The organism is Paragemmobacter ruber, from assembly GCF_009908315.1.
Classification (GTDB): domain Bacteria; phylum Pseudomonadota; class Alphaproteobacteria; order Rhodobacterales; family Rhodobacteraceae; genus Paragemmobacter; species Paragemmobacter ruber.
This window is the reverse complement of sequence record NZ_JAAATW010000010.1, coordinates 1-15,178: the sequence shown is the minus strand read 5'-3', so window position 1 is coordinate 15,178 and position 15,178 is coordinate 1. Positions and strand designations below refer to the sequence as shown.

Genomic DNA, 15,178 nt, shown 5'->3' with positions numbered 1-15,178 from the left:
GACAGTGAAGCTGACACTCACATCATCGGATGTTACCACCCTAGTGAGCCGATATGCAAACAATCCAAACGCCGATGCGCCCAAACCGCCCGCATATCCCTTCATAAATCCATCAATGTCAAAGAGCTATCCAAGGACAAAAAAGATCAGGGCGCCAGCTTCCTAGCGTATCCCCGTCCGCCTTGTCTTCAGATGTTCCGGCTTTCTGCTTCGTTTCCGCTTTCGCTTCGTCGTCGCTTCCGTCCGCCACCGTTGCTGTTCCGCTTCGGTGAGGGGCTATTTACGGAGGTGCGCCGGGGGCCGCAAGAGGGAAAAATGAGAAACCCGCGATTTTTTTCCTTATGCCGGATTTATCCACAATATCTTGGGCTTGGGGAAACTTTCGGCACAGCGACCGCTGCATTGCAGCAAGAAAATGATGCCGGGCTATCCCTTGCCGCAGGGTCAAACCACCTGTGGCGCACTGTGGCGCCGGTTGCGCCACAGCCTTGCGCCGATCAAGAGGCAGATCACGCCAAGATAGATCAGCGGCTCTACCGGCCATGCCTTCACCAACACCACATAATGAATCGCCCCAGCCAGGGCCGCGACATAGGTCAGACGGTGCAGCCGCTGCCAGGCGGCAGCGCCCAGCCTGCGAATCGCGGCGTTGTTCGAGGTGATGGCCAGCGGAACCATCGCGAGAAAACCGATCATGCCGATGATGATATACCACCGCTTGACCAGATCGGCCGCCATCTCCTCCCAGCGCAGGCCCATGTCGAGGATGACCCATGTCAGCAGGTGCATGCCGACATAGAAGAACGCCAGAAGACCGATCGCCCGGCGGAACCGCATCAGGTTCAGCCCCGCCCAGCGAAGGGGCGTGATGAACAGCCCCGCCACAAGGAATTGCAGCCCCAGCTCGCCCAGCCGCAACTCGATCGCCTTGACCGGGTCCACGCCCAGCCCGCCGGAAAAGGCAAGCCAGACGATCCAGAGAAAGGGCAGCACCCCCGCCAGATAGACGGCATTCACCGGAACCCGTCGGGCGATCTGATTCAACCGGTCCATCAGTAGTTCGCCACCAGATCCATACCGGCGTAGAGCGAGGCCACCTGTTCTTCATAGCCGTTGAACATCAGCGTGTCCTGACGGCCCGCGAAAAGGCCCGCGCCGATGCGCCGTTCGGAGGCCTGCGACCAGCGCGGATGATCGACTTGCGGGTTCACGTTCGAAAAGAACCCGTATTCCGATGGCTGCAGCATGTTCCACGTCGTCTGCGGCTGATCCGCGACAAGGCTGATCCGCACGACGCTCTTGATCGACTTGAAGCCGTATTTCCACGGAACGACCAGACGGATCGGCGCGCCGTTCTGCTTTGGCATCTCTTCGCCATAAAGCCCGGTGGCAAGGATGGTAAGGGGGTTCATCGCCTCATCCAGCCGCAAGCCCTCGCGATAGGGCCATTCGAGGATGGGCTGGCGCTGACCCGGCATCTCTTCGGGCCGGACGAGCGTTTCGAAGGCCACATACTTGGCCGACGGCTGCACCCCCACGCGATTCAAGAGCCCCGCCAGTTCAAACCCGATCCAGGGAATGACCATCGACCACGCCTCGACGCAGCGGAAGCGGTAGATGCGTTCTTCCAGCGGCTGGTCCTTCATGACATCGGCAAGGTCATAGGTGCCAGGGCGATCCACAAGGCCGTCAATGACGATGGACCACGGATCGGTCGTCAAGGCGCCGGCGTTGCGGGCCGGGTCCTCCTTGCCTGTGCCGAATTCATAGAAGTTGTTGTAGGTGGTGATCTCTTCGAATGTGTTCGGCGTTTCGTCGGTGGAGAATACGCTCGGCGCGGCGTCGATCCGGGCAAGGGCGGGGCCAGCGGCCAGCATCGCGCCCGCCCCGGCGATCAGCGTGCGGCGATTCAGGAAAAGTGACTTTGGGGTCACATCGGACCAGCCAAGTTTCGATGCCGTCATTCGCGTTTCCCTTCTTCATCCTGTTAGGCCAATGTTGGCGGGCCGTCACGGAAAGGCAAACGTGCGCCCTTCACGTTCTCACTACGTAGCGGAAAGATGTTCCGTTTCAGTAACGGCTGATAAAACCCCGTCACACCATTTTGAGTTGAAGCGCAAATCCGGCCCGGCTTAGGCCGCGCGCGCGCCATGGCAAGACCTGTAAACGGATGTGTTAGGGGTCATCTGGTCGCAGTCCCGCCCCATATACCACTGTGCCAATCACGGCAGTCAGATCAAACGGGAGTGACACCTATGATCCGCAGAACCTTTCTCGCCCTGACCACCGCGGTCGCGTTTGCCATGCCGTCCTACGCTCAGGACGCCGATATCGTGGACACCGCCGTTGCCAACGGGAACTTCACCACGCTGGCCGCCGCGCTGGAAGCGGCAGGCCTTGTGGAAACGCTGAAGGGCGAAGGTCCGTTCACCGTCTTTGCGCCGACCGACGCCGCCTTTGCCGCGCTGCCTGCCGGCACCGTCGAAGAGCTGCTGAAGCCCGAAAACAAGGACCAGCTGACCGCGATCCTGACCTATCACGTCGTCCCCGGCGCCGTGATGTCGTCGGACCTGACGGAAGGCATGACCGCCACCACCGTGAACGGCAAGGACATCACGATCACGCTGGAAGGCGGGCCGAAGGTCAACGGCGCCGTCATCTCGACGCCCGATGTGGCCGCGTCGAACGGCGTGATCCACGTGATCGACTCGGTCATCCTGCCGCCGGAAGGCTGATCCGGCATCTCCCTGTCGGACCAGGGACCGGACCGGGGGGCGCAGCGCTGGCTGCGCCCCCTTTTCGTTTCAGTGCACCACCGCCTGTGCCGGACGGTCGCGCCGGGATGCGATCACACGGTCGCCCACGATCAACCCCTCTGCCCCCGCCGTGACATGGACGGTGGACCCGTCGAGGATGTCGCCCGCCAGCAGCATCTCGGCCAGCGGGTCCTGCAACTGACGCTGGATGACGCGCTTTAGCGGCCGGGCGCCATAAACGGGATCATAGCCTTCCTCGGCCAGCCAGGCGCGGGCATCGGCATCGAGGTCCAGCGTGATCTTCCGCTGTGCCAGCCGCTTTTCAAGGCGGCGCAGCTGGATGTCCACGATCCCGGTCATGTCGGCGCGGCCCAGACGATCAAAGATGATCGTCTCATCCAGACGGTTCAGGAATTCGGGGCGGAAATGCGCGCGCACCGCTTCCATCACCTCGCGCTTGGCCTGCGCGGCATCCGTGCCATCCGGCAGCATCGACAGCGCCTGCGACCCGAGGTTCGAGGTCAAGACGATGATCGTCTGCTTGAAGTCCACGGTCCGGCCCTGACCATCGGTCAGGATGCCATCATCGAGGACCTGCAGCAGGACGTTGAACACGTCCGGATGGGCCTTTTCCACCTCGTCGAACAGGACGACCTGATAGGGCTTGCGACGCACCGCTTCGGTCAGCACCCCGCCTTCGTCATAGCCGACATAGCCGGGGGGCGCGCCGATCAGGCGGGCGACGGCGTGTTTTTCCATGAACTCCGACATGTCGATGCGGACCATCGCGGAATCGTCGTCGAACAGGTACTCGGCCAGTGCCTTCGTCAGTTCCGTCTTGCCCACGCCGGTTGGCCCAAGGAAGAGGAACGATCCAAGCGGGCGGCCTTCGTCGTTCAGCCCCGCGCGGGCGCGGCGGACGGCTTTCGATACCGCCTCCACCGCCTGCCGCTGGCCGACGACCCGGCGACCGAGTTCCTCTTCCATCCGCAACAGCTTTTCCTTCTCGCCTTCCAGCATCTTGCTGGTGGGAATGCCGGTCCAGCGTTCCACAACCTCGGCGATCTGTTCGGGACGCACCGCTTCGGACACCAGCGCCTCGCCTTCGCGGGCCTCCGCTTCGGCCAGGGATTTTTCCAGCCCCGGGATGCGGCCGTACTGCAGTTCACCCGCCTTGGCGAAGTCCCCCTCGCGCTTGGCCTGTTCCAGTTCGGCGCGGGCGCGGTCGAGCTGTTCCTTCAACTCGCGTGCCTGTTCCAGACTGTCGCGTTCTGCCTGCCATTTTGCGGTCATCGCCGCCGACTGCTGTTGCAGGTCGGACAGTTCCTTTTCCAGCTTTTCCAGCCGGTCGCGGGAGGCGGCGTCATCCTCTTTCTTCAACGCCTCGGATTCGATCTGGAATTGCAGGATCTGACGATCCAGCGCGTCCAGTTCCTCGGGCTTGCTGTCCACTTCCATCCGCAGGCGGCTGGCCGCCTCATCCACAAGGTCGATCGCCTTGTCGGGAAGGAAGCGGTCGGTGATATAGCGATGCGACAGGGTCGCCGCCGCCACCAGCGCAGAGTCGCTGATGCGGACACCGTGGTGCAGTTCATACTTCTCCTTGATCCCGCGCAGGATGGAGATGGTGTCTTCCACCGTGGGTTCGTTCACCATCACCGGCTGGAAGCGGCGGGCGAGGGCCGCGTCCTTTTCCACATATTTGCGGTATTCATCCAGCGTGGTGGCGCCGACGCAGTGCAGTTCTCCCCGCGCCAGCGCAGGCTTGATCAGATTGGCCGCATCCATCGCGCCGTCGGATTTGCCCGCGCCCACAAGGGTGTGCATCTCGTCGATGAACAGGATGATCTCGCCATCGGCAGAGGTCACCTCGTTCAGCACGGCCTTCAGCCGTTCCTCGAATTCGCCGCGATACTTCGCGCCTGCGATCAAGGCGCCCATGTCCAGCGCCATGAGCTTCTTGTTGCGCAGGGATTCGGGCACGTCGCCGTTGACGATGCGCAGGGCAAGGCCTTCGGCGATGGCCGTCTTGCCGACGCCGGGTTCGCCGATCAGGACGGGGTTGTTCTTGGTGCGGCGCGAAAGCACCTGCATGGCGCGGCGAATCTCTTCATCGCGGCCGATGATCGGGTCGATCTTGCCTTGTTCGGCCGCCTCGGTCAGGTCGCGGGCGTATTTCTTCAGCGCGTCATAGCCTTCCTCGGCGCTTGCCGTATCGGCGGTGCGGCCCTTGCGGATGTCGTTGATCGCGGCGTTCAGCTTTTGCGCCGTAACGGCACCGGCATCCAGTGCCTGTTTGGCATTGCCGGGCACCATGGCCAACGCCATCAGGATGCGCTCGACGGGAACGAAGCTGTCACCCGCCTTCTTGGCAACCTTCTCCGCCTCATCCAAGACCTTCACAAGGCCCGGATCGGTGAAAGGCTGGGCGTCACCCGACACTTTCGGCAGCTTGGACAGCGCCAGATTGACGGCCTCTGCCACACGCGCGGGTTCGCCCCCGGCACGGCGGATGAGGTTGGCAGCCAACCCCTGATCGTCATCCATGATGGCTTTCAGCAGATGTTCGGGCGCCAGCCGCTGATGGCTTTCCCGCATGGCAATCGTCTGCGCGGCCTGCAGGAACCCGCGCGAGCGTTCCGTGAACTTTTCAAGGTTCATCGGCGTATCTCCTTTTCATAGCACCGTCCTGCAGCCGCCCTGAAAAGGCACGCCCGCACCGGCCTCAGGGCAAAGATGGGCGGGATGCGGGGCTGTTGCAAGATTGCCGCGCGGGTGGGGCGCAAAGATTTCTGCGCCGTCTGGCCCGGCGGTCAGGGGGTGTAATGGACAAAGGCGAAGGCGCTGCCATCCGGCGCCCAGTTCGGCACGTTCATCGTGCCTTGGCCGCCGGTGATTTCCACGATCCGCCGCCGGTCGCTGCCATCCGGGCGGCACAGCACGATGGCCACGGGCAGATCAGGCGGATGCCCCTCTGTCCCCGGCGGATAGGCAAGGTAGATCAGATGGCGGCCGCAGGGCGACGGATGGGGAAACCAGTTCACATGATCATCGCGGAACAGCACGCGCGCGCCAGACCCATCCGCCGCCATGATCCAGATCTGGGCATGACCATCGCGGTCACAGTTCCAAAAGATGTGCCGCCCGTCATGGCCGTAATCGGGACCATCGGAATGACCACCGCCCTGCGTCAGGCGGGTTTCCGCCCCACCCGATAGGGGCAGGGTGTAGATGTCCACCTCGCGGCTGTCACCACGCGCGGCGGCATAGACCAGCCGCGCGCCATCGGGCGACCAGCCATGGAACCAGCTGCGCGGGGCGGGCGCCACGGGCCGCGCCGCACCACCGCGGGCGGGCATCACGAACATCTCGGACCCCTGCCCCCGATGGCAGCAGAAGGCCAGCAGCGCGCCATCGGGGCTGTAGCCATGATCGTTGTTGCAGCGACCTTCGACGCCCGTCTCGACCGACGTGAGCCGTGGGTCATCCAATGGCACACGGAACAGCCCGCCATCACCATTGACGAGAAGATGATCGCCCGCCGGGTGCCAATTCGGCGCTTCGATCCTGTGATCGACCGTCAGAACCGGGCGCATTTGACCCTGCGCCAGATCCCAGATCGCCAGATGGGATTTCACGCCCGATCCTTGGGCTTCAGCAGCCGGGGCGGGCGCATCTGTTCGGCCGATTTCATCAGGCTGAAGGTCTGGTTGACGTAATTCACCACGCCCGAGATCTTTTCCATATAGGCCATGAGTTCGGGCGTCTTGTCCGCCTCGACCATCTGCACCGGGCGGTCGGGGCCTTCATGTTCGAACTGGCAGTAGAACAGCGGCTCGCCGCGCTTCAGGACAAGGTCCTTCTCCGGCTCGTGCCATTCGAACGCCCACATCAGCGGGCGCGGCCAGAGGTTCAACTGGAACCGCCCGCCAAAGATCGTGCCGGGCAGCGGATCCTTGCGGTAATGGGCGAAGGTGCCGACCTGCGTCATCCACACGGGTTCGTCGGCGATAAAGGTATAGGGCAGGTGCAACTGAACGGTCGGGCGGTCGGGATAGCGCCACTCTGCCTCGCTCACCAGCGTGAGCACCTCGTTCAGCTTGTTGCTTCGGATCGGGGAAGAGGCCCCCGCGCGGTTCACCAGCACCGCCTTGCCCTTGTCGTCGCGGGTAAAGCCGATGTGCAGATCGAACGGGCATTTCACCACGAAATAGCGGCTTTCCATCTGGATCACCGCCGGGCAGCGGCTGGCGCTTTTGGCATGCGTCCGGCTGACCTGCCGCGACACCAGCCGTTCCGGCGGGTCGTAAAGCACCGCCCCCTTGTCCGAGGCAAGGAACCAACCCACCTGCACGGGGCCCGATCGGGGGCCATCGTCGGGGCGGTCATAGGTGATACTGATCTGCACTGGTTCGCCTCACATCTTTTTCAGTGCGGCCACAAGCGCGCGTGTCGCCGCCTCGGACGTGACCCTGCGTTCAGGGGTACCAAAGCCAAGCGCCGCGATGCCGGGGGCCGCCGGTTCGGCCATGGAACAGGAGGCGTGCACCTCGCGCAAGGGCAGATGGGCCAGCGCGGCCAACGTGGCCGGAGAAATCCCCGCGCCGGGCAGGATGGAGATGCGCGCTCCGGCCCGCGCGAACAGGCGGGCCAGCGTTTCGGCCCCTTCCGGCGCGGTGGCCGCCCCGCCCGAGGTGAGGATGCGCGAAAAGCCCAAGGCGACGGCCGTTTCCAGCGCGGCCTCCTTGTCGGGGGTCAGATCAAAACAGCGATGCAGCGTCAGATCCATTCCCGCCGCCTCGGCGATCAGGGTGGAAAGCAGCCATTCATCCAACCGCCCGTCCGGGCGCGATGCCCCAAGGACCACGCCCGCCAAACCTGCCGCGCGCGCGGCGGCGATGTCGCCACGCATCTGGCGCAAATCTTCACTCGACCAGACGAAATCGCCCGCGCGGGGGCGGATCATCGCCAGCACCGGGCGCCCCGCCTGTGCGGCAGCCTGCATCAGGCCGGGCGAGGGCGTCAGACCACCCAGCGCGAGGGCGGAACACAGCTCGATCCGCCCCGCACCGCCGCGCAGGGCAGCACCCAGACCGGCGGCATCCTCGACACAAACCTCCAACAGGATATCAGCCAAAGGCGGCCTCGCCCGCAGTTGCGGCCCCGATCAGGCCGGGTTCGATGCGGCACTGGGCCGGCACGATAAGGGGCGCGGTCGTCCGGCGCAGGATCATCCCGCGCACGGCGGCATCCAGCGCGGCGATCAACGCGGGCACGTTCGACAGGCCACCGCCCACCGGCACGATGGAGGCCCCGACCGTATTCAGGATCATGGCCAGTGGCGGGGCGAGCAGCGCGCGCCAAACGGCAACCGTCCGCGTGGCCGAGGCATCGCCCGCCTGCCACGCGGACAGAATGGCATGCGAGGTGGCATCCGTGCCATGAACCGCCTGATGCAACCGCTCGATCCCCCGCGCGCCACCCACGGCATCAAGACAGCCCGTCAGACCGCAACCGCAGGGAAATTCCGGCAAGGTCAGCCCCTCGACCTGTATCTTTGCCAGCGGGCCATGGCCCCATTCCCCGGCATAGCCGCCGGGGCCGGTGACCAGCCGCCCGTCGATCACCAACCCACCGCCCACCCCGGTGCCAAGGATCACGCCAAACACGGTGCGATGTCCCTGCCCCGCGCCCTGCCGCGCCTCGGCCATGGCGAAGCAGTCAGCATCGTTCAAGACCAGCACGGGCAGGCCCAGCGCGGCCCGCAAATCGGGGGCAAGGCGGCGGCCATCGGCGCAGGGGATATTGGCCACACGCATCACCTGGCTTTCTGGATCCACCACGCCGGCGATGGAAATGGCAATGCCCACCGGGCGGTGGCCGCGCAGGAACGCGGCCAGAGCGGCGGTGAAGGCGGCGAAATCATCGCGCGGGGTGGGCGTGTCGCCCAAAGGCTCCAGCCTTCCGGCTCGCGCGCGCGCTGCCTTGATCCGGCTTCCCCCAATGTCGAAACAAAGGATCATGTCCGCCCCGTTGCCCTGCGGCGCGATCCTAGCGGGGATCGCGCGGCTTGACAGCCCCGTGCTTGCGGCGCATCTGGCCGCGACCGCATGCGAAGGGGAACCCCATGTCTGACGACCGTCTGATCGTGGCGCTGGATGTGCCGAACGTGGTGCACGGGCTTGACCTCGTGCAGCGGATCGGGGACGCGGCCAGCTTTTACAAGATCGGGCTGGGCATGCTGACTGGGGGCGGCCTTGCACTGGCAAACGAGCTGAAGGGCGAGCTGGGCAAGCGCGTCTTTCTGGACCTGAAGCTGTTCGATATCGGCGCCACCATCGAGGCCGCGGCGCGCGGGATCGCGCGCTATGACCTGGATTTCCTGACCGTGCATGGCGACCCGCAGGTGGTGCGCGCGGCCTGCGAAGGCAAGGCGGGAACCGACCTGAAGATCCTTGCCGTCACGGTCCTGACATCGCTGGACCGTGCCGATCTGGATGCGAACCTGATCAAACCCGGCGACATCCACGACATCACGCTGGAACGCGCGGCGCGGGCGTTGGAGGCCGGGGCCGATGGCGTGATCGCCAGCCCGCAAGAGGCCGCGATGATCCGCGCGCTGCCGCAGGCCAGGGGGCGGCTGATCGTGACGCCGGGTGTGCGCCCGGCCGGCGCGGCGCTGGGGGATCAGAAGCGCATCGCCACGCCGCATCAGGCGGTGGCCGACGGCGCGGATCATATCGTCGTGGGGCGCCCGATCTGGCAGGCCGATGACCCGGCCGCCGCGGCGCGCGCGGTCATTGCGGAATTGCCTGCGCGCTGAGGGCAAGGCGAAGGCGGTCCTGCAATCCCGGCACGGCCTTGGGATGCGCCAGGAATTCGGCGCAGGGCATGAGCGCCCAGCCCTGCCCTTCCGTCCCGAACCGGATGGCCGCCACCTCGGCCCGTGTGACCACGCCCGAAAAGAACACCGCCTGCCGGGACGCATCGGACAGGGACGGCAGAACCCAGCGCCCCGTCAGCCGGGACGGCGGAAGCCGCAGACCGAATTCCTCGTCCAGTTCGCGCAAGAGGCAATCCTCGGGCGATTCGTCCCCTTCCCTGCCGCCACCGGGCAGGTCCCACATCCCCGGCCAAGGCAGCCCGGGATGGGTATCACGCAGCAGGGTCAGGACGGCGTGGCCGCAGAACAGCGCGGCCTTGGCCCCGACAAAGCCGCCCTCAATTGTCATTGATGTCGCGATCCCAGACCTTCACCTGTCCCTCGCGCACACCCATCGTCCGCCGCAGGGCGAACCATGCCACCAGCGAACAGACCGCAAAGATCAGCACCAGCAGCGCCGGGCTTGCGGGTGCGATCCCGATCCCCACAAGAATGCCCGTGACCACCGCCCCGATCGCAAAGCCGAGGAAGATGTAGCCTGGCACCACGATCTCGAGCGCGCCGATCAGAAAGCCCGCAACGATCCAGACCCACCAGACATTCCACCCCATCACGCTTTGCCCCGGATCAGACGGAAGGCATCGGAAAAGGCTTCAAGCGCATTGGCGGGCAGAAGGATCGTCTGCTTGCCCTCGCCCACGGCGACCTGCGCCAGCGCCTCGACCTGTTTCATGGCGATCTGGTATTGCGCGGCCTCCAACCCGTTGGCCGTAATGGCCCCCGCGATCACGCCCGTGGCATAGGCTTCGGCATCCGCCGTGATGCGCTTGGCTTTCGCGGCCTGCTCGGCGGCATAGAGATCGGCATCGGCGGCAAGTTCGACCGCGCGCTTCTTGCCTTCGGCCTCCATCACCTGCGCGCGGCGGGCGCGTTCGGCGTTGAGTTGCTGCAGCATCGCGGCGCGGGTCGCCTCATCCAGATTGACGTCTAGGATTTCGGCCCGCGTCACCTCGACCCCCCAGTCATCCACCATCATGCGCACCTGTTCGCGCACCCGTTCGATCAGTTGCGCGCGGTTGGATTGCACCTGATCCAGTTCCAGCTTGCCGATTTCCGACCGCACGATCCCCGCCACGGTGGTGGCGATGGCGGCATCCACATCGCGGATGCGGTAGACGGTCTTTTCCGGTTCGGTGATCCGATAGAAGACGCTGGTTTCCACCTTCACCAGCACGTTGTCGGCGGTGATGGCATCCTGCGACGCGTTGGGAAGCTGCCGTTCGAGGATGGAAATCTTGTGCGGCACGCGGTCAAGGAAGGGGACGACGAAGTTGATCCCCGGCCCAAGCACGGCGCGCAAGCGGCCAAAGCGTTCGACGACATGCTTTTCGGATTGCGGAACGATCCGCACGCCGAGGAAGATGCACAGAATGATGAAGATGGCGATGGCAAGGAAGACGGCATTGCCGCCAAGAATTTCGGACAGCATGTCCGCGACCTCCTGAAAACCCTTTGCCGGAATCATGGCGCTTCGGCCCCTTTGGCGCAAGAGGCGGGGCATGGACGGGCGCATGGCGCGGGTGCATGATGGCGGCCATGCCCGCCCTGTGCCGCGATTGCCTGACGACCTTCGATGCCGGCCCGCGCTGCCCCGCCTGCCGCAGCCCGCGCGTGTTGGCGCATCCCGAGCTGTTCGATCTGTCCATCGCGCATATGGATTGCGATGCCTTCTATGCCAGCTTGGAAAAGCGCGACAATCCCGCGTTGCGCGACAAGCCGGTGATCGTGGGGGGCGGAACGCGCGGGGTGGTATCCACCTGCTGTTACATCGCGCGGATTTCCGGGGTTCGGTCGGCGATGCCGATGTTTCAAGCGCTCAAGCTCTGTCCGCAGGCGGTGGTGGTGAAGCCGCGCATGGGGGCCTATGTGGCCGAAAGCCGGAAGATCCGCGCCATGATGGAGGAATTGACGCCCGATATCGAACCCCTGTCCCTGGACGAGGCGTTCATGGACCTGTCGGGAACCGCGCGCCTGCACGGTGCCCCGCCCGCCGTGATGCTGGCCCGGCTGGTGCGGCGGATGGAGGTGGAGTTGGGTCTGACAGGCTCTATCGGGTTGAGCCACAACAAGTTTCTGGCCAAGATCGCATCCGACCTCGACAAGCCCAAGGGGTTTTCGGTGATCGGGCGGGACGAGACGCAGGGTTTCCTTACGCCAAAGCCGGTGCGGATCATCTGGGGCGTCGGCACCGCCACGCAGACGGCGCTGGAGGCGGCGGGAATCCGGACGATTGCCGATCTTCTGCGCTGGGAGCGGGCTGATCTGGTGGCGCGGTTCGGCAGCATGGGCGATCGGCTGTGGCATCTGGCGCGCGGGCAGGATCAGCGGCGGGTCAGCCGGGACGAACGGCCGAAGTCGATCAGCAAAGAGACGACGTTTCACGAAGACACGGGCGATTCCGATGTTCTGGATGGGCATCTGTGGCGGCTGGCGGAACAGGTGGCGGATCGCGCGAAAGCCAACGGATTGGCAGGGCGGACGGTGACGCTGAAGCTGAAGCACAAGGATTTTCAGACGGTTACGCGGCGGCAGGGTGTGGGCGATGCCACCCAGATGGCCGATCGCATCTATCGGGTGGCGCGTGAGTTGTTCGACAGCGCCGGCAAGAAAGGGCCGTTCCGCCTGATCGGTGTGGGGATCGCCGATCTGGTAGGCGAAGAGCAGGCCGATCTTTCGGGCGATCTGCTGGACCCCAATGCCGGGCGCCGCGCCAAGGCGGAGCGGGCGGCGGATGCGATCCGCGCGCGGTTCGGCCATGACGCGATCATCAAGGGCCGCGCCCTGCGCTGAGTGCTACTCCGCCGCGAGCGGCCGCGCATCGGGGCGGGAAACGGCGGTGATCTCGGCGATGATGCCGGTCACAAGTGCCTGAAACTGCGCGAAATCCGCCCGCGGCTGGATGCGCGCCTCATCCATGTACAGCGCGCGGTCGATCTCGATCTGCACCACATGCTGGCGGCGCGAGGGGCGACCGTGGGCCTGCGCGATATAGGCCCCGGCAAAGGGGGCATTGCGCGCCGTACGCAGGCCCGCGGCGGCGAAGGCGGCTTCGACCCTGTCCACGACATCGCGGGCGGCGGCGGCCCCGAAACGATCGCCCAGCACCACATCGGGGCGGGGATGGCCGGGGCGGGCATGCGCCTCGATCGCCTCATGCGGCATCGAGTGACAGTCGATGAGAACCGCCTCGCCAAACTGGGCAAGGCTTTCATCCAGAAGGGTTTTCAGCGCAGCATGATAGGGGTGCCAATAGCGCAGGATGCGGGTTTCCGCCTCGGCCCGCGAAAGTTTGCCGCGATAGATCGCCCGCCCGCCTGCCACCACGCGGGGGATCACACCGAGGCCGGAGGAGACACGGGGGTTGTGCGGGGCGCGGTCGATGCCTTCGATCACCGCCGGATCCAGTTCATCAGCGGCGCGGTTCAGGTCGATATAGGCGCGCGGGATGCGGGCGGCGATCAGGGGCGCGCCGAAACGGGGGGCGGCGGAGAACAGGCGATCCACGAAGGCATCTTCAGACGACCGGATCGCGCGCGCGTCAAGAAGGCTTTGCGAAACAAAGCTTTGCGGATAATCGGCGCCGCTATGGGGTGAAGAGAACACCACCGGGGTGGAGCGCAGGTCGGGCAGGTGCAGGGTGAAGGCGTCATGCGTCATGCGCCAGATATAGCCGGGATTTTGCGGATGCCAAAACCCCTTGAACCCGGGGACGACTCCTTTTATAGACCCCACGACCGACGCGGATCCGCCCGCGTCATTTTTATTGATGCCGGGCGGAAAAGTGAAGGAGCGTGGGCGGTTAGCTCAGCGGTAGAGCACTACGTTGACATCGTAGTGGCCACTGGTTCGATCCCAGTACCGCCCACCATTTCACCGTTTGCCCGCAAGGGGAAACATCAAGGATTTCAAGGCGCTGCGCGCCGCGAATGGGAGAAGAACGATGAAGGTGGCGAATTCGCTCCGCTCGCTCAAGACGCGTCATCGCGATTGCCAGATCGTGCGCCGCAAGGGCCGCGTCTATGTGATCAACAAGACGCAGAAGCGGTACAAGGCCCGTCAGGGCTGATCTTCCGGCCGTGCCGGATGGAAGGGCCGCCCCCCGGGGCGGCCCTTTCCTTTTGCGCGGTCAAGTCTTTGGGAACGCTGCATTAATCAGCACGGATCGGCGTTTCGAGACGTGCCGGAAGTGGTGCAGGAACGCGTGCAGACGGGCGTGCATACGCGCGTCGCGTTCCAACGGCGTTAACCATGCCGCGACGAATCGTTTCTGCGGCCCGGCCGACGGATCAGGCGCAGCTTTGCCGATCGCGGCTTGCGGGTTCCGCGAAGGGCAGGACCGACAGACCCGAGAGCCCCTTCCGTTTGGCCAGAGGGTGGATGCGGGGACCGTAGCGACGGGCGAGGTCATCCACCTGCAGAGCCCCGGCGCCGTTTTCGCCCGCGCCGATGGCCGCCAGCAAGGACAGTCGAGACGGCCAGTCCAGCATCTGCAAGGCGAGCGGACCCGGGTAGAAGCTTTCGGTCGCCGCCCCGGCGGCACAGACAACCGCGTGCCTGTCCAGCAGGATATGGTGATAGCACAGCGCGTGCACGCCCAGCGCCACGCGCGCCCCACCAAAGCCGATCTCTGCAAGATGCTTGGCACGCACCAAGACCGGCATCCCGTCCCGGTCGCGCATCAGAACGGCATGTTGGGGCGACAGGCGCAGCGGAACCGTGTTGCCGATGGCCCCTGCGGGAAAGTGTATCGGCTTGCGGTCGGGCTGGCGGGAGAGATCGGCGCGCGACAGGCGGCGCCGTCCGGCCCAGCGCACGCTTTGCAACCCTTCGGTCGTGACCACGAGATCGCCGGGCGCAAGCTGTTCGACAGCGGTCCAGCCCTGTGGGGTGCGGATCGGGGTGCCGGTGACAAAGCACGGGATGCCGATGGCGATGAGATTCGCGCGACCCTGCGCCTCGGCCACGGTGACGCCTTCGAGGATGATGCTTTCGCCATTGGCGAAAGTGAGCACGGCATCGCCTGATCCATCACCGACGGTATCGGTGACGGTGACATCACGCCAGCGGATCGGATCGCCATTGGCATTGGTTAGATCGGAGACGTCGATCTGATCAACCGTCCGCCCGTTGACGCGGGTCATGTTGAAATCGGTGATGCGATCCGCCCCGCCCGATGCCGTCAGGATCAGGACATCGGCCCCGTCGCCGGTGGTCACGGTGTCGTTGCCGTCGCCGGAGGTGAGGGTGTCGTCGCCCGTGCCGCCGTTCAGGCTGTCATCGCCGGTACCGGCATCCAGGACATCGGCACCATCGCCTGCATCGAGCGTGTCATTCCCGGTGCCGCCCTGCAGTGTGTCGTTGCCGCTGCCGCCGATCAGGCTGTCATTGCCGCCGTCGCCGCGCAGCAGGTCGTTGTCGCCCTCGCCCGCCAGCGTGTCATTGCCGCCGCCACCGTCGAGCGTGTCATCGCCCGCGCCGC

General features: G+C 65.2%; 16 protein-coding genes and 1 tRNA gene. 5 read left to right on the top strand and 12 right to left on the bottom strand.

Features of this window, described 5'->3' with window-relative positions:
• Nucleotides 1-444: 444 nt before the first annotated feature.
• Both msrQ and msrP read right to left on the bottom strand, forming a co-directional pair.
• Nucleotides 445-1,053 (bottom strand): protein-methionine-sulfoxide reductase heme-binding subunit MsrQ, encoded by a 609-nt coding sequence (gene msrQ / locus GU920_RS19190; protein ID WP_161768717.1) that lies wholly within the window; start codon nt 1,051-1,053, stop codon nt 445-447.
• On the bottom strand, nt 1,053-1,964 hold the full coding sequence (gene msrP, locus GU920_RS19185; RefSeq protein ID WP_161768716.1) for a protein-methionine-sulfoxide reductase catalytic subunit MsrP: 912 nt from the start codon (nt 1,962-1,964) through the stop codon (nt 1,053-1,055). Before msrP ends, msrQ begins: the two co-directional genes overlap by 1 nt.
• A 291-nt stretch (nt 1,965-2,255) precedes the next feature.
• Here msrP and GU920_RS19180 point away from each other — a divergent pair, with 291 nt between their 5' ends.
• Nucleotides 2,256-2,735 carry a fasciclin domain-containing protein gene (locus GU920_RS19180; protein WP_161768715.1) on the top strand — a complete coding sequence of 160 codons (480 nt, stop codon included), beginning with the start codon at nt 2,256-2,258 and terminating at the stop codon, nt 2,733-2,735.
• Nucleotides 2,736-2,804: 69 nt separating this feature from the next.
• Here the strand turns inward: GU920_RS19180 and clpB are convergent, their stop codons facing one another.
• The 5 genes from clpB to GU920_RS19155 all read right to left on the bottom strand — a co-directional run bounded on the left by clpB (nt 2,805) and on the right by GU920_RS19155 (nt 8,779).
• The gene (gene clpB, locus GU920_RS19175) at nt 2,805-5,417 is read right to left on the bottom strand and encodes an ATP-dependent chaperone ClpB (protein WP_161768714.1); all 2,613 of its coding nucleotides are present in this window, start codon (nt 5,415-5,417) and stop codon (nt 2,805-2,807) included.
• A gap of 152 nt (nt 5,418-5,569) precedes the next feature.
• Nucleotides 5,570-6,394: a TolB family protein gene (locus tag GU920_RS19170; protein WP_161768713.1), complete on the bottom strand. Its 825-nt coding sequence runs from the start codon at nt 6,392-6,394 to the stop codon at nt 5,570-5,572.
• The gene (locus tag GU920_RS19165; protein WP_161768712.1) at nt 6,391-7,164 is read right to left on the bottom strand and encodes a hypothetical protein; all 774 of its coding nucleotides are present in this window, start codon (nt 7,162-7,164) and stop codon (nt 6,391-6,393) included. The genes GU920_RS19170 and GU920_RS19165 overlap by 4 nt, the downstream gene beginning before the upstream one ends.
• Nucleotides 7,165-7,173: 9 nt before the next feature.
• Nucleotides 7,174-7,893, bottom strand: coding sequence for a copper homeostasis protein CutC (locus GU920_RS19160; protein ID WP_161768711.1), 720 nt, complete (start codon nt 7,891-7,893; stop codon nt 7,174-7,176).
• Complete coding sequence (locus GU920_RS19155) at nt 7,886-8,779, bottom strand: ROK family protein (protein WP_161768710.1); 894 nt, start codon at nt 8,777-8,779, stop codon at nt 7,886-7,888. Before GU920_RS19155 ends, GU920_RS19160 begins: the two co-directional genes overlap by 8 nt.
• Nucleotides 8,780-8,883: 104 nt before the next feature.
• Here GU920_RS19155 and pyrF point away from each other — a divergent pair, with 104 nt between their 5' ends.
• On the top strand, nt 8,884-9,579 hold the full coding sequence (gene pyrF, locus GU920_RS19150; protein WP_161768709.1) for an orotidine-5'-phosphate decarboxylase: 696 nt from the start codon (nt 8,884-8,886) through the stop codon (nt 9,577-9,579).
• On the opposite strand, the gene GU920_RS19145 is transcribed toward pyrF, so the two are convergent.
• From GU920_RS19145 to GU920_RS19135, 3 genes are read right to left on the bottom strand one after another with little or no spacing between them, the layout of a single operon-like run.
• Nucleotides 9,554-9,988, bottom strand: a complete 435-nt coding sequence (locus GU920_RS19145) for an NUDIX hydrolase (RefSeq protein WP_161768708.1) — start codon at nt 9,986-9,988, stop codon at nt 9,554-9,556. The two genes, pyrF and GU920_RS19145, sit on opposite strands and share 26 nt — an antisense overlap.
• Complete coding sequence (locus GU920_RS19140; protein WP_161768707.1) at nt 9,978-10,250, bottom strand: NfeD family protein; 273 nt, start codon at nt 10,248-10,250, stop codon at nt 9,978-9,980. Before GU920_RS19140 ends, GU920_RS19145 begins: the two co-directional genes overlap by 11 nt.
• Entirely contained in the window at nt 10,250-11,128 is an 879-nt protein-coding gene (locus GU920_RS19135) for an SPFH domain-containing protein (protein WP_161768706.1), read from the bottom strand. Before GU920_RS19135 ends, GU920_RS19140 begins: the two co-directional genes overlap by 1 nt.
• A 107-nt stretch (nt 11,129-11,235) precedes the next feature.
• On the opposite strand from GU920_RS19135, the gene GU920_RS19130 reads away from it, so the two are divergent.
• The gene (locus GU920_RS19130) at nt 11,236-12,489 is read left to right on the top strand and encodes a DNA polymerase IV (RefSeq protein WP_161768718.1); all 1,254 of its coding nucleotides are present in this window, start codon (nt 11,236-11,238) and stop codon (nt 12,487-12,489) included.
• A gap of 3 nt (nt 12,490-12,492) precedes the next feature.
• Here GU920_RS19130 and GU920_RS19125 read toward each other — a convergent pair whose 3' ends face one another.
• The gene (locus tag GU920_RS19125) at nt 12,493-13,356 is read right to left on the bottom strand and encodes an N-formylglutamate amidohydrolase (RefSeq protein WP_161768705.1); all 864 of its coding nucleotides are present in this window, start codon (nt 13,354-13,356) and stop codon (nt 12,493-12,495) included.
• Between the two features lie 136 nt (nt 13,357-13,492).
• Here GU920_RS19125 and GU920_RS19120 point away from each other — a divergent pair.
• Both GU920_RS19120 and ykgO read left to right on the top strand, forming a co-directional pair.
• Nucleotides 13,493-13,567 (top strand) — tRNA-Val (locus tag GU920_RS19120).
• A 72-nt stretch (nt 13,568-13,639) separates the two neighbouring features.
• On the top strand, nt 13,640-13,765 hold the full coding sequence (gene ykgO / locus GU920_RS19115) for a type B 50S ribosomal protein L36 (protein ID WP_100196728.1): 126 nt from the start codon (nt 13,640-13,642) through the stop codon (nt 13,763-13,765).
• A 220-nt stretch (nt 13,766-13,985) separates the two neighbouring features.
• Here the strand turns inward: ykgO and GU920_RS19110 are convergent.
• The coding region (locus GU920_RS19110; RefSeq protein ID WP_201744258.1) for a Hint domain-containing protein at nt 13,986-15,178 on the bottom strand (1,193 nt) is incomplete at its 5' end.

Bases quoted from the DNA above. Each gene is read 5' to 3' on its own strand.
- msrQ (WP_161768717.1), bottom strand. From the start codon at position 1,053: ATGGACCGGTTGAATCAGATCGCCCGACGGGTTCCGGTGAATGCCGTC.
- GU920_RS19125 (WP_161768705.1), bottom strand. From the start codon at position 13,356: ATGACGCATGACGCCTTCACCCTGCACCTGCCCGACCTGCGCTCCACC.
- msrP (WP_161768716.1), bottom strand. From the start codon at position 1,964: ATGACGGCATCGAAACTTGGCTGGTCCGATGTGACCCCAAAGTCACTT.
- clpB (WP_161768714.1), bottom strand. From the start codon at position 5,417: ATGAACCTTGAAAAGTTCACGGAACGCTCGCGCGGGTTCCTGCAGGCC.
- GU920_RS19135 (WP_161768706.1), bottom strand. From the start codon at position 11,128: ATGCTGTCCGAAATTCTTGGCGGCAATGCCGTCTTCCTTGCCATCGCC.
- GU920_RS19180 (WP_161768715.1), top strand. From the start codon at position 2,256: ATGATCCGCAGAACCTTTCTCGCCCTGACCACCGCGGTCGCGTTTGCC.
- GU920_RS19155 (WP_161768710.1), bottom strand. From the start codon at position 8,779: ATGATCCTTTGTTTCGACATTGGGGGAAGCCGGATCAAGGCAGCGCGC.
- GU920_RS19140 (WP_161768707.1), bottom strand. From the start codon at position 10,250: ATGGGGTGGAATGTCTGGTGGGTCTGGATCGTTGCGGGCTTTCTGATC.
- GU920_RS19130 (WP_161768718.1), top strand. From the start codon at position 11,236: ATGCCCGCCCTGTGCCGCGATTGCCTGACGACCTTCGATGCCGGCCCG.
- GU920_RS19145 (WP_161768708.1), bottom strand. From the start codon at position 9,988: ATGACAATTGAGGGCGGCTTTGTCGGGGCCAAGGCCGCGCTGTTCTGC.
- pyrF (WP_161768709.1), top strand. From the start codon at position 8,884: ATGTCTGACGACCGTCTGATCGTGGCGCTGGATGTGCCGAACGTGGTG.
- ykgO (WP_100196728.1), top strand. From the start codon at position 13,640: ATGAAGGTGGCGAATTCGCTCCGCTCGCTCAAGACGCGTCATCGCGAT.